23 protein-coding genes are annotated in these 26,096 nt (G+C 57.8%); 5 read left to right on the plus strand and 18 right to left on the minus strand.

The window, feature by feature from the left end; genetic code table 11:
• Position 1: 1 nt before the first annotated feature.
• A complete protein-coding gene (gene nadS / locus AC236I_RS13705) occupies positions 2-286 on the plus strand; it encodes a NadS family protein (RefSeq protein WP_004861327.1) in 285 nt (94 codons plus the stop codon).
• A gap of 24 nt (positions 287-310) precedes the next feature.
• On the opposite strand, the gene paaY is transcribed toward nadS, so the two are convergent.
• The 13 genes from paaY to paaA all read right to left on the minus strand — a co-directional run bounded on the left by paaY (position 311) and on the right by paaA (position 11,513).
• Positions 311-907: a phenylacetic acid degradation protein PaaY gene (gene paaY, locus AC236I_RS13710; RefSeq protein ID WP_004861325.1), complete on the minus strand. Its 597-nt coding sequence runs from the start codon at positions 905-907 to the stop codon at positions 311-313.
• A 9-nt stretch (positions 908-916) separates the two neighbouring features.
• Positions 917-1,843: a phenylacetic acid degradation operon negative regulatory protein PaaX gene (gene paaX / locus AC236I_RS13715; RefSeq protein WP_004861322.1), complete on the minus strand. Its 927-nt coding sequence runs from the start codon at positions 1,841-1,843 to the stop codon at positions 917-919.
• 129 nt (positions 1,844-1,972) lie between these two features.
• On the minus strand, positions 1,973-3,289 hold the full coding sequence (gene paaK / locus AC236I_RS13720; protein ID WP_004861319.1) for a phenylacetate--CoA ligase PaaK: 1,317 nt from the start codon (positions 3,287-3,289) through the stop codon (positions 1,973-1,975).
• 26 nt (positions 3,290-3,315) lie between these two features.
• A complete protein-coding gene (gene pcaF, locus AC236I_RS13725) occupies positions 3,316-4,521 on the minus strand; it encodes a 3-oxoadipyl-CoA thiolase (RefSeq protein WP_162661380.1) in 1,206 nt (401 codons plus the stop codon).
• The gene (gene paaI, locus AC236I_RS13730; RefSeq protein WP_004861316.1) at positions 4,521-4,943 is read right to left on the minus strand and encodes a hydroxyphenylacetyl-CoA thioesterase PaaI; all 423 of its coding nucleotides are present in this window, start codon (positions 4,941-4,943) and stop codon (positions 4,521-4,523) included. The genes pcaF and paaI overlap by 1 nt, the downstream gene beginning before the upstream one ends.
• The gene (gene paaH, locus AC236I_RS13735) at positions 4,933-6,375 is read right to left on the minus strand and encodes a 3-hydroxyacyl-CoA dehydrogenase PaaH (protein WP_015584466.1); all 1,443 of its coding nucleotides are present in this window, start codon (positions 6,373-6,375) and stop codon (positions 4,933-4,935) included. The genes paaI and paaH overlap by 11 nt, the downstream gene beginning before the upstream one ends.
• A gap of 3 nt (positions 6,376-6,378) precedes the next feature.
• The gene (gene paaG, locus AC236I_RS13740) at positions 6,379-7,167 is read right to left on the minus strand and encodes a 2-(1,2-epoxy-1,2-dihydrophenyl)acetyl-CoA isomerase PaaG (RefSeq protein ID WP_004861311.1); all 789 of its coding nucleotides are present in this window, start codon (positions 7,165-7,167) and stop codon (positions 6,379-6,381) included.
• Between the two features lie 2 nt (positions 7,168-7,169).
• The gene (gene paaF / locus AC236I_RS13745; protein ID WP_162661382.1) at positions 7,170-7,937 is read right to left on the minus strand and encodes a 2,3-dehydroadipyl-CoA hydratase PaaF; all 768 of its coding nucleotides are present in this window, start codon (positions 7,935-7,937) and stop codon (positions 7,170-7,172) included.
• Positions 7,934-9,004, minus strand: coding sequence for a 1,2-phenylacetyl-CoA epoxidase subunit PaaE (gene paaE / locus AC236I_RS13750; protein ID WP_004861305.1), 1,071 nt, complete (start codon positions 9,002-9,004; stop codon positions 7,934-7,936). Before paaE ends, paaF begins: the two co-directional genes overlap by 4 nt.
• Positions 9,005-9,011: 7 nt before the next feature.
• A complete protein-coding gene (gene paaD, locus AC236I_RS13755) occupies positions 9,012-9,509 on the minus strand; it encodes a 1,2-phenylacetyl-CoA epoxidase subunit PaaD (RefSeq protein ID WP_004861301.1) in 498 nt (165 codons plus the stop codon).
• Between the two features lie 12 nt (positions 9,510-9,521).
• Complete coding sequence (gene paaC / locus AC236I_RS13760; protein ID WP_032717349.1) at positions 9,522-10,277, minus strand: 1,2-phenylacetyl-CoA epoxidase subunit PaaC; 756 nt, start codon at positions 10,275-10,277, stop codon at positions 9,522-9,524.
• A gap of 7 nt (positions 10,278-10,284) precedes the next feature.
• Complete coding sequence (gene paaB, locus AC236I_RS13765) at positions 10,285-10,572, minus strand: 1,2-phenylacetyl-CoA epoxidase subunit PaaB (RefSeq protein WP_004861295.1); 288 nt, start codon at positions 10,570-10,572, stop codon at positions 10,285-10,287.
• Between the two features lie 11 nt (positions 10,573-10,583).
• On the minus strand, positions 10,584-11,513 hold the full coding sequence (paaA, locus tag AC236I_RS13770) for a 1,2-phenylacetyl-CoA epoxidase subunit PaaA (protein WP_004861291.1): 930 nt from the start codon (positions 11,511-11,513) through the stop codon (positions 10,584-10,586).
• Positions 11,514-11,799: 286 nt separating this feature from the next.
• Here paaA and paaZ point away from each other — a divergent pair, with 286 nt between their 5' ends.
• Both paaZ and tynA read left to right on the plus strand, forming a co-directional pair.
• Entirely contained in the window at positions 11,800-13,845 is a 2,046-nt protein-coding gene (paaZ, locus tag AC236I_RS13775; protein ID WP_404695031.1) for a phenylacetic acid degradation bifunctional protein PaaZ, read from the plus strand.
• Between the two features lie 325 nt (positions 13,846-14,170).
• Positions 14,171-16,438, plus strand: a complete 2,268-nt coding sequence (tynA, locus tag AC236I_RS13780) for a primary-amine oxidase (RefSeq protein WP_004861284.1) — start codon at positions 14,171-14,173, stop codon at positions 16,436-16,438.
• A 78-nt stretch (positions 16,439-16,516) separates the two neighbouring features.
• Here the strand turns inward: tynA and AC236I_RS13785 are convergent, their stop codons facing one another.
• The 4 genes from AC236I_RS13785 to AC236I_RS13800 form a co-directional block, all read right to left on the minus strand.
• Entirely contained in the window at positions 16,517-18,148 is a 1,632-nt protein-coding gene (locus AC236I_RS13785; protein WP_071359366.1) for an esterase/lipase family protein, read from the minus strand.
• 28 nt (positions 18,149-18,176) lie between these two features.
• A complete protein-coding gene (locus AC236I_RS13790) occupies positions 18,177-18,956 on the minus strand; it encodes an NlpC/P60 family protein (RefSeq protein ID WP_071359365.1) in 780 nt (259 codons plus the stop codon).
• Between the two features lie 596 nt (positions 18,957-19,552).
• Entirely contained in the window at positions 19,553-20,443 is an 891-nt protein-coding gene (locus tag AC236I_RS13795; RefSeq protein ID WP_015584471.1) for an oxidoreductase, read from the minus strand.
• A 122-nt stretch (positions 20,444-20,565) separates the two neighbouring features.
• On the minus strand, positions 20,566-22,095 hold the full coding sequence (locus tag AC236I_RS13800) for a T6SS phospholipase effector Tle1-like catalytic domain-containing protein (RefSeq protein ID WP_088884006.1): 1,530 nt from the start codon (positions 22,093-22,095) through the stop codon (positions 20,566-20,568).
• A 189-nt stretch (positions 22,096-22,284) separates the two neighbouring features.
• On the opposite strand from AC236I_RS13800, the gene AC236I_RS13805 reads away from it, so the two are divergent.
• On the plus strand, positions 22,285-22,935 hold the full coding sequence (locus AC236I_RS13805) for an SLATT domain-containing protein (RefSeq protein ID WP_071359364.1): 651 nt from the start codon (positions 22,285-22,287) through the stop codon (positions 22,933-22,935).
• Positions 22,936-22,943: 8 nt separating this feature from the next.
• On the opposite strand, the gene AC236I_RS13810 is transcribed toward AC236I_RS13805, so the two are convergent.
• Positions 22,944-24,443: an aldehyde dehydrogenase family protein gene (locus tag AC236I_RS13810; RefSeq protein WP_004861276.1), complete on the minus strand. Its 1,500-nt coding sequence runs from the start codon at positions 24,441-24,443 to the stop codon at positions 22,944-22,946.
• A gap of 234 nt (positions 24,444-24,677) precedes the next feature.
• Here AC236I_RS13810 and feaR point away from each other — a divergent pair, with 234 nt between their 5' ends.
• A complete protein-coding gene (gene feaR / locus AC236I_RS13815; RefSeq protein WP_004861269.1) occupies positions 24,678-25,586 on the plus strand; it encodes a transcriptional regulator FeaR in 909 nt (302 codons plus the stop codon).
• Positions 25,587-26,096: the final 510 nt, after the last annotated feature.

Genomic DNA, 26,096 nt, shown 5'->3' on the forward strand with positions numbered 1-26,096 from the left:
CATGCGTTTTTTTGATGAGCTTCAAACGTCCCTCAAAGAAGCCGTTGATATCAAAAATGGCGATAAAGCCCCGGCCCGCGTGACTCGCTATGAGATCGCTGACGTAAAAGCCATTCGCGCGCAGCTGAACGTTTCCCAGACGGAAATGGCGCAAGCGCTGGGAACCAGCGTGGATACCATTAAAAGCTGGGAGTCCAGACGACGTAACCCAACGGGACTCGCGGCAAAAGTGCTGGCGGCGATTCAGGCGAACCCGGCACTTTTTCGCGAGCTGGCTAAATATTAGGCCCTCGAAGCCAGGGGCTCTGGTTCAGGATGATGATTTCGGCCGCAGGCTTTCATCAAACTCCAGCCGCTTTCTCTGCGGCTCCACCTCTTTCAGCGGCTCTACCTGATGCAGCGTTTGCTGGCAGCGCTCGACCAGCGCCTGATACTCCCGCGTCCCCTGCTTTTTCCACGCGATCTCCTGTTCGCTCAGGGTGCGAATGGCCTTCGCCGGGCTGCCGACGATCAGATGGTTGGCCGGCATCTCGGCTTTAGCCTTAACGAACGCCGAGGCGCCGACGATGCTGTTTTCGCCAATCGTTGCGCCGTCGATAATCACCGCGCTCATCCCCACCAGCGCGTTGCGGCCGATAACGCAGCCGTGAAGGATCGCCCCGTGACCGATATGCCCGTCCTCTTCGACCACCGTATCCTGGCCGGGAAAGCCGTGCATCACGCAGTTATCCTGAATGTTGGCGCCATCTTTCACCACGATGCGCCCGAAATCACCGCGCAGGCTGGCGTTAGGGCCGACGTAGACGCCTTTCCCGAGGATCACGTCGCCAATCAGCACCGCCGTGGGATGCACATAGCTTTCATCCGGTACAACGGGGGTCATACCGTCAATCTGATAAATCGGCATCAAGCCTCCTTAGGCGCCTGGCAAACCGCCAAAACGCTGATAATAGAGCGGCCCCGGTGCAGGCAGTTCCCCCACCGAGCTTTCCCCTTTTTCGCCGACGAAGGTCAGCGCGCCCGGTGCCACCCGCTGGTAAATATTGATGCACAGCTGGCGCGCGGTTTGGCCGGCCCAGTGCGCAGGCAGGAGCTCCTCCGGTAACAGCGGATCTTTGAGCACCACGCGACGATAGAAATGGATCAGCAGCAGCTGGATCTGAAAGCAACGTTGCGGCGTTAATTCGTCGGCATCCGCATCGCGCAATAGCGGTAGCAGCGGGCGAAACAGAGCAATAAAGGTGTCGTACATCGTGTTCTGCTCGGTCAAATGCCAGCACTCTTCAACCCGGGCGCGCAGCGCCGCCTGGGAGAGCGCCAATGGCGAATGGGCTTCAAAACAGATCACGTTTTCCGCCACGCCCGCTTCGTGCAGCAGCGACTGAACATCCGCCATTTTTTGCGACGGCGAGGCGAGCAGACTCGGTGCCAGAGCGCCAAAGCCTTGCCACAGCAGCTGCTTTTTCACTTCCGCCAGCTGATTTTTCTCCAGCCCTTCCGACAGCAGCAGCAGCCAGGTCCCGTCCCATTCCGGCGCGCTGGCGCGGTAGATTTTATGCTCCGCCCGGCGCGTCAGGCGCAGCCCTTTGTCGCTCAGACGATAGAAACTGCGTCGGCCGATGCGCACCACATCCAGCCACTCCTCTTTGTTCAGCCGGAACAGCGCCGTGCGCACGAACCGTTCGCCAAAACCCAGCCCTTCCAGCAGCGCGGCCACGCTGCCGAGCCACACTTCACCACCGCGTTGTAGCAATGAATCTCCGTACAGCGAGGCAATCAGCGAAGTGCCGCTGACAGGCATCGCTTCGACCGCCTGTTGAATAAAAGTATCGAGTTTACTCATTTGATTCATTCTGTTGTTATTGTTGTCCTTTCTGAATCATAGCACAGGAAAATCCCCGGTAGCGCAGGCTAACCGGGGATCGGGTCTGGATCCCCGGTCGGGCGCAAGCCGCCGCCGGGACGTCGCGGCTTAACCGTTGGCGACGATTTTGCGCAGGTCGGAGACGCGGCAGGCCTTACCTTCCGAACGAGGGATACTGCCGCAGTTGACGATGCTAATATCCGTCGAAATCCCGACCATCGACTTAATACGGTGGCGCAGCTGATGGCAGATCTGGCAGCGCTGTTCATGACTCAACGACAAGCTGCTCTCTTTCAGCTCGACGCGAACAGAAAGTGAATCAAGATGGCCGCGACGATTGACTTCCAGCTGATAGTGCGGCGACAGATGCTCGACTTTAAGGATCTCCTCTTCCAGCTGCGACGGGAAGACGTTTACCCCGCGAATAATCAGCATATCGTCGCTGCGCCCGCTGATGCGATCCATCCGGCGCATGGTGCGTGCGGTGCCCGGCAGCAGACGGGTCAGATCGCGGGTACGGTAACGAATCACCGGCAGCGCCTCTTTGGTCAGCGTGGTAAACAGCAGCTCGCCGTGTTCGCCATCCGCCAGCGGCGTACCGTCGTTGGGGTTAACCACTTCCGGGAAGAAGTGATCTTCCCAGATAGTCGGGCCGTCGGCGGTTTCCAGACACTCCATCGCCACCCCCGGCCCCATCACTTCCGACAAGCCGTAAATATCCAGCGCGGAGATCCCCAGGCGACGCTCAATCTCTCCCCGCATCGCCAGCGTCCACGGCTCGGCGCCGAAGACGCCGACCCGCAGCGAGCAGCCGCTGGCGTCGCCGCCCATCTGGCGTTCCAGCTCTTCAATCAGATTCAGGCAGTAGGACGGTGTCACCATGATCATGTCCGGCTGAAAATCGCGGATCAGCTGCGCCTGCTTTTCCGTCTGGCCGCCGGACATCGGGATCACCGTGGCCCCCAGGCGCTCTGCGCCGTAGTGGGCGCCAAGACCGCCGGTGAACAGCCCGTAGCCGTAGGCGACATGAATTTTATCTTTTGCCGTACCGCCGGCGGCGCGCAGCGAACGGGCAACGATGTTGGCCCAGGTGTCGATATCATTTTGCGTATAGCCCACCACCGTCGGTTTGCCGGTGGTCCCGGACGAGGCGTGGATGCGCACAATCTGCTCCATCGGCACCGCAAAGGTATCAAACGGATAGTTATCGCGCAGATCCTGTTTGGTGGTACACGGGAACTTGCTCAGGTCGCTCAGTTCGCGAAAATCGTCAGGATGGACGCCCGCCGCATCAAATTTACGCCGGTACATCGGCACATTGTCATAGGCATGTTTCAGCGTCCATTTCAGGCGCTGGGTTTGCAAAGCGTGTAATTCGTCACGAGAAGCAGTTTCAATCGGATCTAATTTTGTATTAGTTATCATTTTAGGGTACTCGCAGGTAAAGTCGCTCACACTCGCTCAAGGATCATGGCAATGCCCTGACCCACGCCAATACACATCGTACACAGCGCATAGCGCCCGTTCCGTCGCTGCAGCTCCAGGCTGGCGCTCAATGCCAGCCGCGCGCCGCTCATGCCCAATGGATGACCTAAGGCGATAGCCCCGCCGTTAGGGTTAACATGCTCAGCATCGTCCGCCAGACCCAGCTGCCTGAGGACGCCCAGGGCCTGTGCAGCAAAGGCTTCGTTCAGTTCGATAACATCCATATCGTTAATATTCAGTCCGGCGCGCTCCAGCACTTTGCGTACCGCCGGCACCGGCCCCAGCCCCATAAACTTTGGCTCCACGCCCGCGGTCGCCATCGCTACAATTCGTGCGCGTGGGGTTAACCCCTGCGCCCGCGCCTGCTGTTCGCTGGCGATAATCAGCGCAGCGGCGCCATCGTTCACCCCGGAGGCGTTTCCGGCGGTGACCACGCCACCTTTGCGAAAGGGCGTTTTTAATCCCGCCAGCTGTTCAAGGGTGGTCTCGGCACGCGGGTGTTCATCCTCGCGAACCGCGCTCACCGCCCCTTTCTTGCCAATAATCTGTACCGGCACGATTTCCTGCGCCAGAATCCCCGCCCGCTGCGCTTTCGCCGTCAGCTGCTGGCTGCGAAAAGCGAAGGTATCCTGATCGGCCCGGCTGATATTTAACAACTCAGCTACATTCTCTGCCGTTTCCGGCATACTGTCAGTGCCAAATTGCTGCTGCATGAGCGGGTTCACAAAACGCCAGCCGATGGTGGTATCAAACAGCTCGGCCTGACGCTGGAACGGCGCGCTGGCTTTGCCCATCACAAACGGCGCCCGCGACATCGATTCCACGCCGCCGGCAATCATCAGATCCGCATCCCCGGCTTTGATGGCGCGTGCGGCAAAGCCGATCGCATCCAGGCCGGAACCACACAGCCGGTTGATGGTGGTGCCGGAGACGCTCTGCGGGTAGCCCGCCAACAGCGTCGCCATATGCGCCACGTTGCGGTTATCTTCCCCGGCCTGGTTCGCGCAGCCGAAAATCACATCATCGATAGCCGATGGATCGAGACCCGGATTACGGCTCAGCAACTCTCGCAGCGGAATGGCGGCTAAATCATCGGCGCGGACGCTGGCCAGCGCCCCGCCGTAACGACCAATCGGCGTACGAATCCCATCACAGATAAAGGCGTCACGCATCAGACTTCTCCCGTAATTGTGCCGCCGATGCGGTGCGATTTGCCGCGAAACAGGGCCACAATCTTTTGTTGTTGATTAACGATTTCAATGTCGTAGACGCCGGTCAGTTTCCCCTGCTGCTTCACCCGTGCCGTGGCGACCAGCCGGTCGCCGGCAAAGGCCGGACGCAGGAAGTCGATACTGGCGGCAGAAGCCACCGCCGCCAGCCCCTGGCTGTTACAGGCATAGGCAAATGCGGTGTCGGCCAGCGAAAACAGTTGCCCGCCGTGACAGGTCTGATGGCCGTTAAGCATGGCTGACGAGACGGTCATGCTCATCTGCGCATAGCCGTCATCCATTTCAATAATCTCGATGCCCAGGGTTCTGGCGCAGGTATCTTTTTCGTACATCGCGCGCGCGTTGCGCCAGGCCTCATTGCTCATTACGCTTCTCCACAAGCGCCTTCTGGCGCAGTAAGGAACCGGGGCGATAACGCTCTTCGCCATAGTGCTGTTGCAGGTTCTCCAGCAGGCGCAGCACGCGCTGCCAGCCCAGAGATTCGCCCCACGCCAGCGGGCCATGCGGATAGTTGACGCCCAGGCGCATCGCGGTATCGATATCTTCCGGGCTGGCGACCCCTTTTTGCACCGCGTCGAGGGCTTCATTAATCAACATGGCGAGGGTACGCCAGACCAGCAGACCAGGATAATCGGCAATCAGCAGCACTTTCTTGCCCTGCTGCTGGAAATAGCGCACCGCTTTGTCGGTCGCCGACGCCGGGTTCGTCGCCGCCGTTGCCAGAACCACGGTGTCACCCGCGCAATAGTCATACACCACTACCGGACAGCCATACCGCACGCTCAGCGCCTGGGCGGTTTCACCTTCCGTTTCCAGCAGTCGCACATCGTCCAGCGCGATCGCCACCCTTCCGGTGACACTGTCACCTGTCGTGCAGACGGTTTTGGCCCCGCGAGTCTCAGCCACGGCGGCCAGCGCCGGCACCGATGCGCTCTCAATGGGCCAGCGATAGACGCCCTGTCCACTCTTCTTGCCTAAACGCCCGGCCAGCGCCAGCTCCTGCTGCACCAGCGACGGCAGAAAACGGCGGTCCTGCCAGAACGCGTTAAAGACCGAACAGGTCACGGCGAAGTTGACGTCCTGACCAATCAGGTCGGTCAACGCCAGCGGCCCCATCGGGAAACCGCCGCCGTCGCGCAGCGCGGCATCAATCACCGCTGGGGGAGCCACCTGCTCCTCCAGCGCCCGCCACGCTTCGGCATAGAACGGCCGCGCCACGCGGTTAACGATAAACCCCGGCGTCGAACGGCAGCGTACCGGCTGTTTTCCCCATGCCGTCACGCACCGGCACAGCTGTTCAACCACTTCCGGCGATGTCGCCAGGCCGCTCACCACCTCGACCAGTTTCATCACCGGCGCGGGGTTAAAGAAGTGCAGCCCGGCCACCCGCTCAGGGTGCCTGACATCGGCGGCAATGGCGGTAATCGAGATCGATGAGGTATTGCTGGTCAGCAGCGTTGACGGGGAGCAGATCGCCGCCAGCTGGTTGAAAAGCGCTTTTTTGACATCCGGGCGCTCTGACGCCGCTTCAATCACCAGCCAGGCGTCGGACAGCGCGGCTAACTCGGTGACCGGCACAAGGCGGGCGACAAGCGCATCCGCCTGATCCGCCGTCAGCTTGCCGCGCGCCACGCGGGCGGCCAGACGCTGACGAATACCTTCCACGGCGCGGGTCAGCGCCTCGGCGGCGATATCGTAGAGCAGAACCGGATGTCCGGCCGCAGCGGCCACTTCCGCAATGCCGGCCCCCATGGTGCCCGCGCCGATCACGGCGACGGTTTGCAGTGTTTGGCTCATGGTCTATTTCCCGCTGAACTGTGGAGGACGCTTCGCCAGGAAGGCACTGACGCCTTCCCGATAGTCATCGCTGCGTCCGGCCAGACGCTGATAATCGCGCTCAAGATCCAGCTGCGCATCGAGGCCGTTGGTCTCCGAGGCCTGGAGCGCTTTTTTGATAAGCCCCAGACCGAAGGTCGGCTGCGTCGCCAGATGGCGGGCCAGCTGACGACTGGTATCGGCCAGTTCGGCGTCCTCCACCAGTTGCCAGATCATCCCCCACTGGGCGGCCTGTTCGGCGCTGAGCTTCTCACCCAGCAGCGCCAGCCCCATTGCCCGGGCGCGCCCGGCCACCCGCGGCAGGAACCAGCTACCGCCGCAGTCGGGGACCAGCCCCAGCTTGCTGAAGGCCATCACAAAATTCGCCGACCGCGCGGCGAGGACAATATCGCAGCCCAGCGCGAGGGTGGCGCCCGCGCCAGCCGCCACGCCGTTCACCGCGGCAATGACCGGCTTCGGCAGCGCCGCCAGACGGCGCACCAGCGGGTTATAGAAACGCTCAACGGACAGGCCCAGATCCGGCGCCGGGCCGCTGGGGTCGACGTTTCGATCATTTAAATCCTGGCCGGCGCAAAAACCGCGGCCGGCACCGGTAATCAGCAGACAGCGCACGTTCTCATCGCGCTCGGCCTGAGTCAGACAGGCCGCCAGCTGCTGATGCATAAGGTCGTTAAAGCTATTAAGACGATCCGGGCGGTTAAGGGTAATCGTCATCACACCCTGTTCTACTTCGCTGAGAATAAAAGCGTCCACGATTAGCGTCCTTTAAATTCCGGGGTTCGTTTTTGTAAGAAGGCGGCAATACCTTCGCGGCGATCGTCGGTGGCGCTCAGCAGCGTAAACAGCTGACGCTCCTGTTGAAGACCGGCCTGAAGGCTCACTTCCTGCGCCTGGCGCAGCGACTGTTTCGCCGCACGCAGCGCCAGCGGCGAATGGCCGGCGATGGTCGCCGCCAGCTTCAGGGCATATTCGTCGGTCAACAGCGCCGGGGCGATCTCGCTCACCAGACCGGCCTGTTGCGCCCGCTGCGCATCAATACTTTCACCGCTCAGCACCATCCGGCTGGCCAGCGCTTTCCCTACGCAGCGGATCAGACGCTGGGTGCCTCCGGCGCCGGGCATAATACCGAGAGTGATTTCCGGCAGGCCGAAGCGCGCGTTATCGCCCGCCACCACCAGGTCGCAGAGCAGCGCCAGCTCGCAGCCCGCGCCAAGGGCGTAGCCGTTGACAGCAGCGATCAGCGGCTTCGGAAAAGCATCAATCCGCGCCCACAGACGTGGGCGAATATCATCCATCGTGGCAGGCAGGTCTTTTTCCGCCATTTCGTTCAGGTCGGCGCCGGCGGCAAAGAAACGGCGGTTGCCGCCGATCACGCAGGCACGGATATCCGGGTCAGACGCCGCCGCGTCCAGGGCGTCGGCAATCTGCGTCAGCAGCGCGTTATTCAAGGCATTTCGCGCCTGCGGGCGATTGAGGGTCAGCAGCAGGATCCGCTGGTGACGGGTTATCAGCAGATCGCTCATGCCATTCCCCTTGCGTCAAAGTCCACCACCACATCGCCGCTGGTCGGCAGCGCCTGGCAGCTCAGGACATATCCGGCAGCCAGTTCGTCCGCTTCCAGGCTGTAGTTGGCCGCCATCGCCACTTCACCGCGCAGCACTTTACATTTGCAGGTGGCGCAGACGCCGCCTTTACAGGCGAAGGGCAAATCCGCCCCCTGGCGCAGCGCCGCATCCAGAATGCTGTCATCTTCCGCGGTGAGGGCAATCTGCCGATCGCGGCCGTCCTGACGAATCGTGACGGTGCGGCCTTCAGCCTGCACGCCGGTGGCGCGTTTAACGCTGCTTCCGGGCGTATTAAAGCGCTCGAGATGAATCCGGTTTTCCGCCATCCCCAGCTCGCGCAGCGCCGTTTCGGCTTCATCCATCATCACCGCCGGACCGCAAATAAAGGCCTCGTCGAAGCGGCTGAAATCGAGCAGCCTGACGGAGAGCGCGTGCAGTTTTTCGCCATCAATGCGCCCCTGCAGCAAATCGCTGTCCATCGACTCCTGGCTGAACAGATGCACCACCTGCAGCCGCTGCGGGTAGCGGTCTTTTAAATCCGCCAGCGCCTGACGGAACATCATGCTGCTGCTGCTGCGGTTGCCATAAATCAGGGTGAAGCGACTATTCGCTTCGGTGGCCAGCGTGGCGCCAATAATCGCCATCATCGGAGTGATACCGGATCCGGCGGCAATCGCCAGATAGTCAGCCTCGCGCCCGGCCTGCGGCTGGTAGCCGAAGTGCCCCTGCGGCACCATCACGTCCAGCACCATCCCCTGGCAGATATCGCTCTGCGCATAGCGGGAGAAACGCCCGCCGTCGATGGCTTTGACCGCCACGCTGATTTCTGCCGGCGAGCGGCTGCGACAGATGGAGTAGCAGCGGCGAAGCTCTTCCCCGCCGAGGCGGGCTTTCACGGTCAGGTGCTGGCCCGGGCGGAAGGCATACTCCGCCTGTAGCGCGTCGGGAATCGCAAAGGTAATGGTTACCGCATCGCGGGTTTCCGGCTCCACTTTCGCGACGGTAAGCGAATGAAACGTCGTCATGGCAACCTCAAATACATTTAAAGTAATCAAAGGGTTCACGGCAGCTGTCGCAGCGATAAAGCGCTTTACAGGCCGTCGAACCGAATTCACTGATCGGCGTGGTGTGAACGCTGCCGCAGCGCGGGCATACCACCTCCTGCGGAAGACCGGCATGGCAGGCGTGCCCCTGCGGCGGGCTGATGCCGTACTGGCGCAGACGCTCGCGGGCATCCTGGTTCATCCAGTCGGTGGTCCACGGCGGGTCAAGCTGCAGGACAACATGCACCGGCGTATAGCCGTGGCGAGCCATCGTCGCGCGAATCTCCCCCAGCAGATGCTCGGTCGCCGGGCAGCCCGAGTAGGTCGGCGTAAAGCCAATCACCCAGCCTTCGCCATGCGGCGCCACGCTGCGCACCATGCCAAGATCGGTAATGGTCAGCACCGGCACTTCCGGATCGGGGATCTCACTTAACAGCGCCCAGATAGCATGGACTTCTGCGGGTGCGATATCGGCGAGACGTTGCATAGCCACCTCCTGTTACCACTGCTGACCGGGATAAGCGCGTTGCAAATACTGCATTTCCGCCAGCAACGGCCCGAGATGTTCACTGTGCAGTCCCTGTTTACCGCCGTGGCGAAACGCCGCCTCTTGCGGGATCTGCAGCCCGGCGTCAAGCAGCGCGGTGTGAACCGTACTCTGCCACTCCGCCTGCAGGTCGCGGGGGTCAACGGCGATACCCTGCTCGACAAGGGCAAGCTCCAGCGCGTCGGCGAGGAACAGCTCCCCGGTAAAGCGCCACAGACCATCGACCGCCTGCTGCATTTTCTGCGCCGACACCTCGGTGCCGTTGCCCAGACGCTCCAGCCAGCCGCGGCTGAAGCGCAGGTGGTAGCGCACTTCTTTAAGCCCCTTGGCGGCGATGGCGGCAATTTGCGCATCACGACTGTTAACCAGCCGGGTAAACAGCGCCACGTGCCAGGCATCGATAAAGAACTGACGGGCGATGGTGTCGGCAAAGTTGCCGTTCGGCTGTTCCACCAGCAGGAGATTGCCGTACTGACGTTCATCCCGACCGTAGGCCAGGGTATCTTCATCGCCGCTCCCCGCCAGCTCAGCCGCATAGCTGAGGAAGTTGCGCGCCTGGCCCAGCAGATCGAGGCCGATATTGGCCAGCGCGAGGTCAATTTCCAGCTCCGGGGCATGGCCGCACCACGCGCCTAAGCGCTGGGCCAGCACCAGGCCGTTATCGCCGAGACGTAGCGCATAGGTTGCAACGGGATTCAGGTTGTTCATCGTTGCCTCACATATGTTCCATGCCGTCAGGCACGCTGTAGAAAGTCGGATGGCGATAGACTTTGCTCTCCGCCGGATCAAAAAACTCGCCGCGTTCTTCCGGCTGGGATGCGACGATCTGGCTGGCTTTCACCACCCACAGGGAGCAGCCTTCGCTGCGACGGGTGTAGACATCGCGGGCATTTTCTAACGCCATCTGGTCATCGGCGGCATGCAGACTGCCGACGTGACGATGGGATAACCCCTGCTTGCTGCGAACAAATACTTCATATAACGGCCAGTAAACGTTGCTCATCATGCTTCTCCTTATGCCGCGTCGCGGGCGTGTTGTTTTTGCGCATGCGCCAGCGCGGCTTCCCGCACCCATGCCCCCTCTTCCCAGGCTTTACGCTTGGCGGCCAGGCGTTCGTGGTTACAAATGCCGCGCCCGTTAATCACTTCATTCAGTTCCTGCCAGTTGATTGCGCCAAAACGGTAGTGCCCGGTCGTTTCATCCAGCTGCAAATCGGCGTCCGGCACGGTCATGCCGAGGATCGCGACCTGCGGTACGGTGTTATCGACAAAGCGCTGACGCAGTTCGTCGTTGGAGTGCAGTTTGATTTTCCACGCCATACTGCGCGCGCTGTTCGGCGAGTTATCGTCGCTCGGGCCAAACATCATCAGGGCCGGCCACCAGAAGCGGTTAATCGCATCCTGCAACATCTGACGCTGGGCTTCGCTGCCTTCGGCCAGCGCCATGCAGGCTTCGAACCCCTGACGCTGGTGAAAGCTCTCCTCTTTGCAGATTTTGACCATCGCCCGGGCATAGGGGCCGTAAGATGTGCGGCACAGCGCCACCTGGTTGACGATAGCGGCGCCGTCGACCAGCCAGCCGATCACGCCGATATCAGCCCAGCTCAGCGTCGGATAGTTAAAGATCGAGGAGTATTTCATCTGCCCGTCGAGCATCTTCTGATACAGATCTTCCCGGGCGCAGCCGAGCGTCTCCGCCGCGCTATACAGATACAGGCCGTGTCCGGCCTCATCCTGCACCTTCGCCAGCAGAATTGCCTTCCGGCGCAGCGTCGGCGCGCGGGTAATCCAGTTGCCTTCCGGCAGCATGCCGACAATTTCCGAGTGCGCGTGCTGGCCAATCTGACGGATCAGCGTCTTGCGGTAGGCATCCGGCATCCAGTCCTGCGGTTCGATGGCCGTATCCTGCGCGATACGCTGGTCAAAGCGTTGTTCTTCTGTCACGTCATCACCTTTATGATTCCAATAAATTCAACAAATGCGTATTTGTGAATCACTTTGTTTTATAAAAGTTACACTCAGGTTAAATAAAACCACAAATTTTGTTTGTGTTTTTTGTGATGATGACTACAAAAAATCGCCTTGCGACTGCGACAACACAGGCCATCCGCGGCGAGACACGACGCGTCCACGATCACAATGTTAATAAATTATTAAATAGTCGCTTGCATTTCATGATTCATAAAATAACTATTTATAAAGATTTCACGTAACATATTGGAGATTCGCCATGCAGCAGTTAGCCAGCTATTTATCCGGCGTCTGGCAGAGCGGACGGGGTCGCGCCCGCCCGCTTCGCCACGCCATCAGCGGTGAGACATTATGGGAAGTCACCAGCGAAGGGCTGGATATGGCACAGGCGCGCCGTTTTGCCATCGACCGCGGCGCTAAGGCGTTACAGGCCATGACCTTTATCGAACGCAGCGCGATGCTGAAAGCGGTAGCGAAACACCTGCTGGCAGAAAAAGATGCGTTTTATGCAATTTCAGCGCAAACCGGGGCGACCCGCGCCGATAGCTGGGTCGATATTGAAGGTGGGATCGGCACGCTGTTCACCTACGCCAGCCTCGGCAGTCGCGAGCTGCCGGACGATACGCTGTGGCCGGAAGATGAACTGATCCCGCTGTCGAAACAGGGAGGCTTTGCCGCCCGCCACGTTCTGACTTCAAAATCCGGCGTCGCGGTGCATATCAACGCCTTTAACTTCCCCTGCTGGGGCATGCTGGAAAAGCTGGCGCCAACCTGGCTTGCCGGCATGCCGGCCATTATCAAGCCGGCCACCGCCACCGCCCAGCTGACTCAGGCGATGGTCAAATCCATCGTCGAGAGCGGGCTGGTACCGGACGGGGCCATCAGCCTGATTTGCGGCGGCGCGGGCGATCTGCTCGATCATCTGGATAGCCAGGATGTGGTGACCTTTACCGGCTCCGCCCATACCGGCCAGCAGCTACGCGTTCACCCTAACCTGGTGGCGAAATCGATCCCCTTCACCATGGAGGCCGATTCGCTGAACTGCTGCGTACTCGGAGAGGACATCACTCCCGAACAGCCGGAATTTGCCCTGTTTATCCGCGAAGTGGTGCGCGAGATGACGACCAAAGCCGGGCAGAAATGTACCGCTATCCGCCGCATCATCGTTCCGCAGGCCCAGGTTCATGCGGTCAGCGAAGCGCTGATTGCCCGTCTGCAAAAAGTGACCGTCGGCGACCCGGCGCAAGAAGGGGTAAAAATGGGCGCGCTGGTCAGCGAGGATCAGCGCCAGGATGTACAGGACAACGTCAACGCGCTGATTCAGGCCGGATGCGAGGTTCTGCTCGGCGGCCAGGCCGATCTTAACGCCGCCGGCGCCTTCTTTCCGCCGACGCTGCTGTTCTGCCCGCAGCCGGATGAAACACCGGCGGTGCATGCCATTGAAGCCTTCGGTCCGGTTGCCACCCTGATGCCGTATCAGCATCGCGAGCACGCGCTGTCGCTGGCGCGCGCCGGTGAAGGGAGTCTGGTCGGCACGCTGGTAACCGCCAGCGGCGAGCTGGCGCGTGAATTTATCCTCGGCGCCGCTCGTTCACATGGCCGTATTCAGATCCTCAACCAGACCTCTTCCGTCGAGTCCACCGGTCACGGATCGCCGCTGCCGCAGCTGGTGCATGGCGGGCCGGGTCGGGCCGGCGGCGGCGAAGAACTCGGCGGTTTACGCGCGGTAAAACACTATATGCAGCGCACCGCGATTCAGGGCAGCCCGACGATGCTGGCCGCCATCGGTCAGCAGTGGGTGCGCGGCGCCGAAGTCAGCGAGGACCGCATTCATCCGTTCCGTAAATATTTTGAAGAGATCCAGCCTGGCGATAGCCTGCTGACGCCGCGCCGCACGCTGACCGAAGCGGATATCGTCAATTTTGCCTGTCTCAGCGGCGATCACTTCTATGCCCACATGGACAAGATTGCCGCCGCGGACTCCATTTTCGGCGAGCGCGTGGTCCACGGTTACTTCCTGATCTCCGCGGCAGCCGGGCTGTTTGTCGATGCCGGCGTCGGGCCGGTCATCGCTAACTATGGCATGGAAAACCTGCGCTTTATCGAACCGGTGAAGCCGGGCGATACCATTCAGGTTCGCCTGACCTGCAAACGTAAAACGGTGAAGCGCCAGCGTAGCGCCGAGGAGAAAGCCACCGGGGTGGTGGAGTGGGCGGTAGAGATATTCAACCAGCACCAGCAGCCGGTGGCGCTCTATTCCATCCTGACGCTGGTGGCCCGTCAGCACGGTGACTTTGCGGATTAACCAATGCCTGTCCGTCCCCTGCCGCGCCGGCTAACGCCGGACGTGCAGGGTCGGTTTCCGATGCCTCTGCGGAGGCATTTTTTGTGCCCCGCCCGGCCTGTTCCGGGCATAACTGGCAAATCTGACAAACAACCTGGCAAGAGCAAACAAACGCCAACCGGCCAACCGCTGGTAGGTTAAAGCGAGTAAAGCCGGCATTTCGCAGCGGCAAGCGACAACACAACTCGCCGGAATCATTGGCGTTGCAGACAGTCAGCAGGGACGCGTGGTCACCGTAGATGCAACCCAAAGCATGACGGGAATATAAATATAAGATGAGGTCACAATGGCAAATAACTCAATTCGTTCCCCGCGTAAAACAGCCTTAGCTCTGGCCGTTGCGCTGTTTTGTGCCTGGCAATCACCGGTGTTCGCGCACGGCGACGAAGCGCATATGGTCCCGATGGATAAAACGCTGCAGGCGTTTGGCGCCGACGTGCAGTGGGATGATTATGCCCAGATGTTTACCCTGATGAAGGATGGCGCCTACGTCAAAGTGAAGCCCGGCGCCAAAACGGCCATCGTCAACGGCAAGTCGCTGGATTTACAGGTTCCGGTGGTGATGAAAGACGGTAAGGCGTGGGTCTCCGATACCTTTATCAACGATGTCTTCCAGTCCGGTCTTGATCAGACCTTCCAGGTCGAGAAACGCCCGCATCCGCTCAACTCGTTATCCGCGGCAGAAATCAGCGAAGCGGTGACGATTGTCAAAGCCTCGCCGCAATTCCGCCCCAACACCCGTTTTACCGAAATCTCGCTGCACGAGCCGGATAAAGCGGCGGTGTGGGCCTTCGCGCTTAAAGGAACCGCGGTTGATGCGCCGCGCACCGCTGACGTGGTGATGCTCGATGGCAAACACGTCATCGAAAGCGTGGTGGATTTACAGAATAAGAAAATCATCTCCTGGCAGCCAATTAAAGACGCCCACGGCATGGTCCTGCTGGATGATTTCGTCAGCGTGCAGAACATTATTAACGCCAGTGACGAATTCGCCGCAGTACTCAAAAAACACGGCATCACCGACACCAAAAAAGTCATCACCACGCCGCTGACCGTCGGTTACTTTGACGGCAAAGATGGTCTGAAGCAGGATTCACGCCTGCTGAAAGTGGTGAGCTATCTGGATACCGGCGACGGCAACTACTGGGCGCACCCGATCGAAAACCTGGTCGCGGTGGTGGATCTTGAGCAGAAGAAAATCATCAAAATTGAAGAAGGTCCGGTGATCCCGGTGCCGATGGAGTCGCGCCCTTATGATGGCCGCGACCGCGTAGCTGCCGCCGTTAAACCGCTGGATATCACCGAGCCGGAAGGCAAAAACTACACCATTACCGGCGACACGATTCACTGGCAGAACTGGGATTTCCACCTGCGGCTGAACTCCCGCGTCGGGCCGATTCTCTCCACCGTGACCTACAACGACAACGGACAGAAACGTCAGGTGATGTATGAAGGCTCGCTGGGCGGAATGATCGTGCCATATGGTGACCCGGACGTGGGCTGGTACTTCAAAGCCTATCTCGACTCCGGCGACTACGGCATGGGTACCCTGACCTCGCCAATCGTCCGCGGTAAAGATGCGCCGGCGAACTCGGTACTGCTGGATGAAACCATTGCTGATTATACCGGTGCGCCAACCACTATTCCGCACGCGATTGCGATCTTCGAGCGCTATGCCGGCCCGGAATATAAACATCAGGAGATGGGACAACCGAACGTCAGCACCGAGCGCCGCGAGCTGGTGGTGCGCTGGATCAGCACCGTCGGCAACTACGACTATATCTTTGACTGGGTGTTCCACGAGAACGGCACCATCGGCATTGATGCCGGCGCCACCGGAATCGAAGCGGTCAAAGGCGTCATGGCGAAGACCATGCACGATCCGAGCGCCAAAGAGGATACCCGTTACGGGACGCTGATCGACCATAACATCGTCGGCACCACGCACCAGCATATCTACAACTTCCGTCTTGACCTTGACGTTGATGGTGAGAACAACACGCTGGTGGCCATGGACCCGGAAGTGAAGCCCAATACCGCCGGCGGCCCGCGCACCAGCTCCATGCAGATTAACCAGTACACCATCGACAGCGAACAAAAAGCGGCGCAGAAGTTCGATCCGGGTACTATTCGCCTGCTGAGCAATACCACCAAAGAGAACCGGATGGGTAATCCGGTATCGTATCAAATTATCCCGTACGCGGGCGGAACCCACCCGGTGGCGACCGGTGCCAAATTCGCGCCGGATGAGTGGATTTATCACCGTCTGAGCTTTATGGATAAACAGCTGTGGGTTACCCGCTATCACCCGCAGGAGCGTTATCCGGAAGGGAAATACCCGAACCGGTCGATCCATGATACCGGCCTTGGCGCCTATGCGAAGGATAACGAGTCGCTGACCAACCACGATGACGTGGTCTGGATAACCACCGGCACCACCCACGTGGCGCGCGCGGAGGAGTGGCCGATTATGCCGACCGAATGGGCGCATGCGCTGTTGAAACCGTGGAACTTCTTTGACGAAACCCCGACGCTGGGCGAAAAGAAAAAGTAGTTTGTCGCAGGACCCAATAGAGAAATATGCGCGCCACCGGGGGTAACCTCGGTGGCGCTATCGCTTTCAGCGCGCTTCTCAATTCCAGAGCTGGACTTTAAAGCGCAACGCCCCAGAGATCCCCGGCACCGAAGGCCGTTTATTGCCTTTGGTATCGATGGAGACACTTTCTACGGGTATCGTGACCTCACATGCATTATCGGCGATTTGCTGCGGATCAAGAATAATATCGGCGTTGGAAACCCCTGAGTCCTGCCAGGAATATTTTATCCGCCAGGGGCTGTCGTCATTGGCCGGAGGGACAATTTCAAGGATCAGAGAGTTGCGGAACAAATACCCTCCCTCATAGTGTTCGTTAAACCAAAATCGCTTTTCTATTTCATAATCGGGAATTTTCACTCCCAGTACCAGGCTGTAGGCCAGAGAGCGCCGGGCTTTATTCACTCGCGCACGCCTGGACAAGAAGACGCTCGAGAGATATTGCGAAGCATGTCCCTGCGTATTCCACTCTTTTTGCGTCAGACAGGCAACGGAATCCTCTTCGGCGACACGTCGGGTTAACGACCAGGGTTTACCCCTGGGAGAAGCAATAGCTTCTATCTGATAGATTGCGTCAATCTTATTCGGTTCTCCACCGGCCGCTTTTAGCGCCGCATCCGGAAGACGAATGTCCTTAAGTTCCAACCATATATCCACGCGGACATCGCCAAAAAGAAAGCGTGCCAGATTCTGGAAAGCTTCTTCGCTATTCACGATACCGAAATAGCCGGAATGGGCGCGATAGGTGAAGGCTTTCGCACAAGGCGCGCCGATTGAGCCATCATCATTAAGACCATTCAGCGTAGCATTCTCAATTTTTACCAGACCATCGCTGCCGTTCCCGACAAAGGTTCTCGAGAGTCCGGCGGCAACGTCATAATCAAGGCGATTGGTCCCTACCATAGTGAAAATGCGCGATGAGGGAAGTCGGGACTCAGGGATCAAATCGACCCGTTTATAACGTTGGTACGCATTCTCGAGGTCGAGATACTGCGCCATACGGTCACGACTAAAGTTAGTGACGCTACTTTGCCAGGGAAGGTTCGGGATATTAATCTCCGCAAACTCAATCCCGTTATGTGGCGTAGCGTAGGTGAAAAATTTATCGACGCTTCTGGCCATCTGCTGCGGATCAAGCGCCTGATTTTGTAGAAAAGCCCGGCAAACAAGGCCTCCCATCGAGTGGGCCACCAGATAACAGCGAAAGTCGTCGGGCTCCTGCACGCCGCTGTTGGGGTTTGCCAGCAAAAGCTGCCTGATCGTGGCCAGCAGGCTTGACAGTCCAACTGCCGCCGTTGCTATGTCGGGCGTTTTACCCCTTCCCAGTAGCGTGGACGCATCATCATAATAGCGATACACAATCACCGATTTATCATCCAGGATGTTTCCGGTAGGTTTACCCTCCGGATCCAGCGCCCAACCAGCGTCCGTGATATCCAGTCCCTGCTCAAAAACATCGCTATAACCAAACTCCGAGGCCAGACGAATAACAGGCGATTCAAAATAAAATTTCTTCGGGCGATCTTTCTGGCTCGCAGAGGCTCGCAGCATCGTTGAGCCAAGATTAAAACCATTAAAAGGATCGGCGGTAGTCTCATTAATATCGTGATTAGTCATCGCATAACCACGAACATAAATAATAGGGTAAAAAGGCATTTTCTTATTGGCCATTTTATTATCCTGTAGAATTTAAATATTATCAGGGATGGCGCGAGAGCCCATACAGTCCCTTAAACTTATCATTAGTTGCTGAAGCAACTAAAACTGACCATGAATAATGGAAGATATTCACTTTTGAGGGGTAGGCTCCACGATTACCTTCAATAGTCCACAAAATGCCATCGGCATAGCCTTGAACAATACCAACATGCCCCATCCAGGCAGTCTCTTGCTGCTTTTTAGGATCGACTCTCAACCAACAAATAATATCACCCGGCTGTGGTGGATTGCTCAATGAAGGAGTGTAAGAATAGCCTAATGACTTCATTTTATTATGCAATACCTGAGCTGATGTTTGATAGCCGAATACCGCAGTTGCTCCCTGGTTAAAACAGTAACTGACAAAGACCGCGCACCAGCTTTGCCCCTGGTTTCCGTACCCGGCGAAATATTTTTTAATATCAGGACCGTGATTATCCGAACCTTCTTCACCATGGCCGATCTCCGCCTGAGCGACTTTAAGCGCGGCCAGGCCCGCATGGCTTCCCCCTGACGGGGTGAACGTCGGGAGAGTCGGGTGTTGAAGCACAACGCTGTGTTTACCCAAAGCAGCATCGAGAGCCCAACGGGTGTGTGGTCCTACTTTACCATCGACAATTAACGGTTGGCCTGAGGCATCCACGTTGGCCACCTGGAAAGCTTCTACTGACTTTTTTACTACCTGATCAAATTTATCCGTTGGCGCAAGACCGAATGATAGCTTGCGGAGATCGTCAACCAATTGTGCTACCGCCTTACCTTCATCACCGATTTTTAACATAGAGCCCCCGTAGCATTCAGGTGATTTAATAAACTCAGGTTTGTACAACGCATACAATAATTAGCAGCAACATTAATACTCACCAAAAATAAAATCTGGCCACTCGATTACCTGCTGAGTCAGACTGTTATTTACAATGCTTACCCGGAGTCATTTTTAATAAATATAAACAGGTTATCTTTAAAATAAGAGGCAGGTCTTGTCATGTGACACCTCGCTCAACGACACGATGAGTTACAGGCATAAATATCCCGGACAACAACCAGGTCAGAGAATGAAATGAATAACCAGCATTAGAATGGTGCTACGCAAGAATTGCATTTAAACGCAGCGCTACTTTTTATGGTAGACAGCTCTAACAAGAGATCAAGTTTCTATGCTTCTCTTCGCCAAATATATTGGCAGCTTGCACATAGCGGGCTGAGATCAAACACAATTTTGGTGCGACGGTGGGACAGTGAGCAAGCAGATCTCCGCTTGCCAGCGCTCAAGGGGATAACATACACAGACGACAACCACGTTGCCAGTCACAGCGGCCAGACCTCGCGGAATGCCGCCTGCTATCCGGCGGCTGCAAGCGCCGCCGCTTTATCCCGTCAGCCCGGTCCGTCGCTGGCGGCCGCCAGCAGCGGAACGATAAGATCGCTCAGCGGCGTCGGAATGCCGTGCCGACGTCCGCGGCGCTGTATCACGCCGTTACGAATCTCCCATTCCAGCGGCCGCCCGTTTTCACGGTCAATCTGAATCGAGGTACTGAGATCGGGTGGCGCGCGATGAAATCCGTCGATAATTTCCTGCGCTACGCTGTCGCTCAGCCTTGCGCCTTCCGCGCGCGCGACAAGCAGGCCTTCACGTAAATAGGCCAGCGCGATGTCGCTGATATCGCCACGGGCGAACATACCGGCCCGACGTCCCGTCAGCACCATCAGGCCAGCCACCGCATTTTGCAGCAGCTTGCGCCAGGCTACGGTGGTGAAATCAGCGGCAAGATCGACGGCGCAGCGGGTCCCTTGCAGCGTTTGCTGTACCAGCCGGGCCTGCGGTAGATCCGGCAAGGTCAGCCGGGGCGTCGCGCGCAGCCAGACGGAGGCATCGGGTTGGCGCTGCGCCGGAAACCACACCACCGCAGGTAGCACCGTCGCCCCCGCAACGCGGTCGGCAAACTGCGCCTGCTGTTCGACGCCGTTCTGCAATACGCACACCACCGTTTTTTCATCACACAACGCGGTCAACCACGCGGAAATAGCGGGGTTCTGGGTCGCCTTGACCGCAACGAAAACCAGCGAAAATGGCCGCGCAATGGCCGCCGGGTCGGTCAGCACCGGTCCGGGAAGCGTAATCTCTCCGCCATCGAATCTGAGCAACAGCTGTGCATGAGACGTACGCCCGCATACCACCGGCGTACGCCCCACTTCATGCAGCGCCGCGGCTATCGTGGTCCCAATCGCGCCTGGCCCAATAAGGGCAACGGCAGGCTCCTCCGACATCATATCCGCCTCCTGATGATAAGCTCCGCCACGATGGCGGGAAGGCATTAACAGTAGCGATAAATACGGTGATTCAGCAAGTCCTGTTCACGGCTAACGATGGGCACGGCGCCCGGCGGCGCTTAGCGGGAAATCGTCAGGGAGACGCTGCCGCGATTGTTATCATACATTTGCCACGCATCGTTGGCGTAGGCGTAAAAATAGCCGCTTTTAGCCGGTGTGAACCGACATCCGCTGCCGATAACAACGATCTCATGCCGCGACTCAGGGGCGTCGGTCGCAGGATCTGCCTGATTGGCAACCACGCCAATCAGCGCAAACCACGGCGCCGTGCCGACGCGTCTGCTCAGCCAAAAGTCCACATCCTGGTTTTTGGTTCCCCCTTTCCACAACGCTTCCAGTTTGTCGGAAACGGAGGCCATAATCTGCGCGGCCTCGCCGGGATAAAACTTACCGTCATCGGTCCCGCCCGCATCGCAGGGCACCGAGCCATCCACCCATTTTCCCGTAGCCATAAAGCGATACTCCACTCCCGCCTCCAGCCAGATCCCCGTGGCATTCCAGCGCTCACGCGCAAAAACGTCAAAGGTCGCCGGGTGTTCTGCCGTCACATCGGTGAGCGGTCGGTAGCGACCGTGGAGAAGCATCGGCTGACTTTGCCGCTGTATCACGCTGGCATCGACATCGGGACTTCCGGCGACAATCCGCGGTACGCTGCGCGGGCAGGTATGCAGCAGTTTAAAAATGCTGGTGACCGAATCATGCAGCAGTCCATGAGGATCGGGAGCCAGCTGGGCGTCGATACCCGGCAGCAGCGTAAGTCCCAGTCCGGCTGCCTCTGTCATCATCCATTGCAGAGTAATGTCCGATAATCCGCACTGTGCGTAGCCGCCGCCGACATCAGCATGCACGCCGGCAAACCAACGCTGTTTCACCTTCGGGTTATCCGCCACATTGTCCCATAGCGTGGGAATGAAGCTTTGTCGCTGCTCGTCCAGCGCCAGCGCATGGCGGGCATGTTCAACAATCGGGCTGAGTGACGTATCGTGGAAGGCATACTTTTTAGGGTCATCGAGCAGATTGGCTAACGCCATATCATCGGGAATACCCAGCGCCCCCACCGTTTCCCAGACGCCAATAAAATAGACAGGGATGCTCTCCCTGGTCGGATGTCCCGTCGCCACCGAATAAAAAGGTCTACCCACGCTGGCCACGATAGCCGGCGCGCTGCCTGCAGGCTGGCGGTAATAGCTGAAGAGATCGTTGATATCCTCCCAGACTTTATCGTCGCCGGTTCCTGCCTGGCTGGCATTCAATAATCCGCAGCGCGAAATCATCCCGCCAAGACTCCTGACGGTATAAGCTCCGCGGCTAAAGCCAAACAACCATATTTTATCGCCGGGCTGATAGCGGGTCGCCAGCCAGTAATAGGCGCTGATAATATTCTTATCAAGACCTTCGCCGATGCCACCGCCAATATAGCGATCGACCACTCCGCCTTCGGTACCGACGCCGGAGTGGTAATAGACTCGCTGCTGCGTATTTTCCGCTACGGCATTCCTGAGTTTGACCACATTGGTCGGCGCGGGTTTTCCATCATCAAGCTGTTGGGGCGTATTCCAGGTACCGTCGCAAAACACCAGTAAGTTCATAGGAACCTCATCGCAGGCTGCGTGAAAAGCGGTCAGGATTGACAAAGTAAAAATAGCAGACTGTAATCGAAGCAAGGGAGCAATCGATTAAATACCCGTGATATCCGGCATCGACAGTCGCCGGCAGGTATTCGTGGGGATTTTTTTGGCGAACAGCATAATTAACTTAATGTTATTACGGGGATAATCATGGGAACAGAAACTCACTACCTCCTCGCTGTCAACGAGTTAGCTAAATTACATTTAGTGCCGGTAGAACAAAAACTGGATACAGTTTTTAAAATTTGTACCATGTACCAAGAAAATATTACCGGCTGGTATAAAAAAGAGGTCAAGAAAAAACGCATCCTCTCTTTATTATTGTTATCGGCAATCTTAATTATCATGCTAATCATCGGTGGTATTCAGACCCTTAAACTCCCGTTTACCGCTAATGCCGATGAAAAATTGCGGTTAACCCAATTATCCCTCGCGCTATTAACGCTTGCCGTGCTGCTATTTATAGCCGATCGAGCATTTCGTCTCACCGGTGGATGGATAAATTATATTAATACCATTATGGCCATCGAGACACGCTATGCTGAGTTTATTACCGAATGGATCAAAAATGATGCCACCTACCTTACGCAACAAAATAAACATTATAGTCAAGCGGCAGTCATTGCCGCTGCGTTTATTAATACTATTCACCTTGCGCAACAACAGGAGACACACTCATGGTCAACCCAGTTAACGGAAACCATCAAGCAATTAGACTCTTTAATAAATAAGCAACAGCAGGATAAAAAAACAGGTTTCAGCGCCCGGCCCGGTGTTCGAACTCCGGGCGTCAGGCGCTGAGGCGAGAGTTAATAGCGCACGCAGACCGATTTCGTTTCGCACCAGTCGTCCAGCCAGTCCGGGCCGAAGTCGCGCCCGGTTCCGGACTGCTTCATCCCGCCAAACGGCAGGTTGGCATCGATAAGCGTATGGCTGTTGACCCATACCGTCCCGGCCTGCAGACGCTCGGTGTAGCTCAGGGCCTGTGTCAAATCGCCGGTCCAGACGCTGGCGGTCAGACCAAAATCACTGTCGTTAGCAAGGCGCAGCGCCTCTTCACCATCGGCGACGCGTACCAGATTGACCACCGGTCCAAAGACCTCTTCCCGGCTCAGACGCAGCCCGGCATCCGGGTTGATCACCAGCGTTGGCGCAATGTAATAGCCCTGCGAATCCGGCCCGACCTGCCCGGAGATCAGCTCGGCATTTTGCTTACGCGCCTCATCGAGATAAGCCGCCACTTTCTCGCAGTGCCCTTTTGACACCACCGGGTTAATCTGCGTCGTTTCCAGCATCCCCGGTCCCACCTGCAGCGATTTCACCGCCTGTTCAAAACCGCTCACCAGGTTATCGAACAGCGGGGCTTCAATATAGATGCGTGAGCTGGCGGCGCAGACCTGCCCCTGATTGAGGAAACTGCCGGTCATCAGCCCTTCGATTACCCACTCCGGATTGGCGTCTTTCAGCACGATCGCCGGGTTTTTCCCCCCCAGCTCCAGCGTCACGCGGGTCAGGCGGTCGGCGGCCACCCTGGCGATATGCTTACCGGTTGCGGTGGAGCCGGTAAAGCTGACCTTCGCCACCTGCGGATGAGAGGTTAACGCCGAGCCGCATCCGGCGCCGCTGCCGGTCACGACGTTAAATACTCCGTCCGGGATCCCAGCCTCGGTGGCCAACTCGGCAACGCGCAGCAGCGTCAGCGGCGTGGTCTCCGATGGTTTGATGACGATAGAGCATCCTGCCGCCAGCGCCGGCATCACTTTCCACATCCCGATCATCAGCGGAAAATTCCACGGCACGATACCGGCGACAACGCCCACCGGCTCTTTGCGCGTCCACGCCTGGTAGCGTGCGCCCTGCGGGAACGGAATCGACACATCGAGGGTGCGCCCGCTGATTTTGGTGGTCAGCCCGGCGGTGTAACGCATCCAGTTCAGCGTACAGCCCACTTCAAATGCGCGAGAAATCTGGATGGATTTCCCCTGCTCCAGCGTCTCCAGCTGCGCCAGTTCTTCGCCGTGCTGTTCGACCAGATCGGCAAAACGCAGCAGGATACGTTCGCGGTCGGCCGGCGTGCGCCCAGCCCAGCTGCGGGCGACGAAGGCGCGCCACGCCGACATTACCGCGCGATCGACATCGGCCGCGTTAGCATCCGCGGTACTGGCGATGGCCTGCCCGGTTGCCGGGTTCCAGACGGTAAGACGCTGTTCGCTCTGCGACGCCTGCTGGGTACCGTCGATATATAAGCCATGCTGGCGGTCTAAAAACTGTTGAACGCTGGCAAGCAGCGCTACCTGTGCTGTGGACATATCGCTTCCTTATTGCTCACGGATCGTGAATTCAGTCTACGACGCGGCTGACGTTCGCGCTTTTTTCTCTGTGACATTCGTTTGTGCCGCTGTGACAGCCGCCGCAATTCAACATATTGCGGACGCAGAAATGTGCCTCAGGTAATAGTTCTTTCATATACTCCGCGCCTCGCTCTTGTATGCCACTGTGTAAATGCAACAATGCAAAAACATTATGTTTACATGAGACAGACTATGGCGACGGCGGAGCACGGACAGGACTACCAGCGCTGGTTGGCGAAAATCAATCAGGTCTGCGGCCATTTTGCCGCTCGTCCGCTGGAAGGTCGCTTTCACGGGGAGATTGACGCCAGCTATGCCGGCACGCTGAAAGTCAGCACCGTCACCGCCAGCGGCGTCAATCTGTTCCGCACCCGCAACGAAATTAAGCGCAGCAATGACGACTGGTTTTATACCGTCTTCCAGCTCTCCGGCCAGGCGGCCATCGAGCAGGACGATCGCCAGGTGGTCCTCGACGCCGGTGACATCACCCTGATTGACGCATCTCGCCCCTGCTCTATTTTCTGGCAGCAGACTTCGCGCCAGGCCTCCCTGCTACTGCCCCGACAGCTGCTGGAGCAACAGCTGCGCGGCAGTGAAATAAGCATTGCCACGCGGCTGGAAAAATCGCTGCCGATGGTCCAGCTCAGTCAGCGGCTGCTGCAGGAGAGCATGTGTAGCCCGGAGCTGTCGGAAAGTGAGAGTGCCGCGGCGCTGGAGGCCATCGTCTGCCTGCTGCGTCCGATGCTGCATCATCACGACCCCCGACCGTCGCGTAGGGAGAAGCAGTTTCAGAAGATTATGGATTTAATTGATGAGTCCATTCAGGCGGAACATCTGCGTCCGGAGTGGCTGGCCAGCGAGACCGGTATGTCGGTTCGGAGTCTGTACCGGTTGTTTGCCGACAAGGGGCTGGTGGTCGCACAATATATTAAGAACCGGCGTCTCGATCTCTGCGCGCAGGCATTGCACAATGCCCGTGATGACGAAAAGCTGGCGGGAATTGGCTATAGCTGGGGATTCAGCGACCACAGCCACTTCTCAACCGCTTTCAAACAGCGTTTTGGCGTATCGCCCGGGGAATACCGCAAGCGCTGCCGCTGATTTTTATACGGCAATGGGCCGCAGACTTCCGGCCTCCCCCCCGCCGCTGTCCGGCTGCCGCTTACAGTCGCAGCGCCTCCTGTTGCCACCGCCGCTTGCTGATTCCTCTGTCCGTTACCGGGTGCCGCGCCTGACGTCCGCTTTGTTCCCCCGCAGGCCTCGTGCCGCGCATTTCGCCCCTGTTCCCGCCCGATCCGGGTCTGGCCGTGAAAAAAACAAAAGCGTATAAAAAATATAAAATGGAATTTTAATTTCATTAATAACTGCATGGATTTAAAAGCGTGACTCGTATCAAAAATTTAACTTTTAATTCAATAGCTTATTTTTGACAACCCCATAAACCCCATCAAATATTATCTTTTAAAATCAATTAGATAAAAACATTATCTTTTCTCACAAAGAGAAATTTGTTTCGCTTCAAACAAAATGAAATGAAATGAAATTTTCAAATTGTGATCTATTTGTGATTTTATTTCATTAGCGGATGTCATATTACCCTTCGATAGAACG

The organism is Klebsiella sp. Sb-30 (assembly GCF_057652795.1).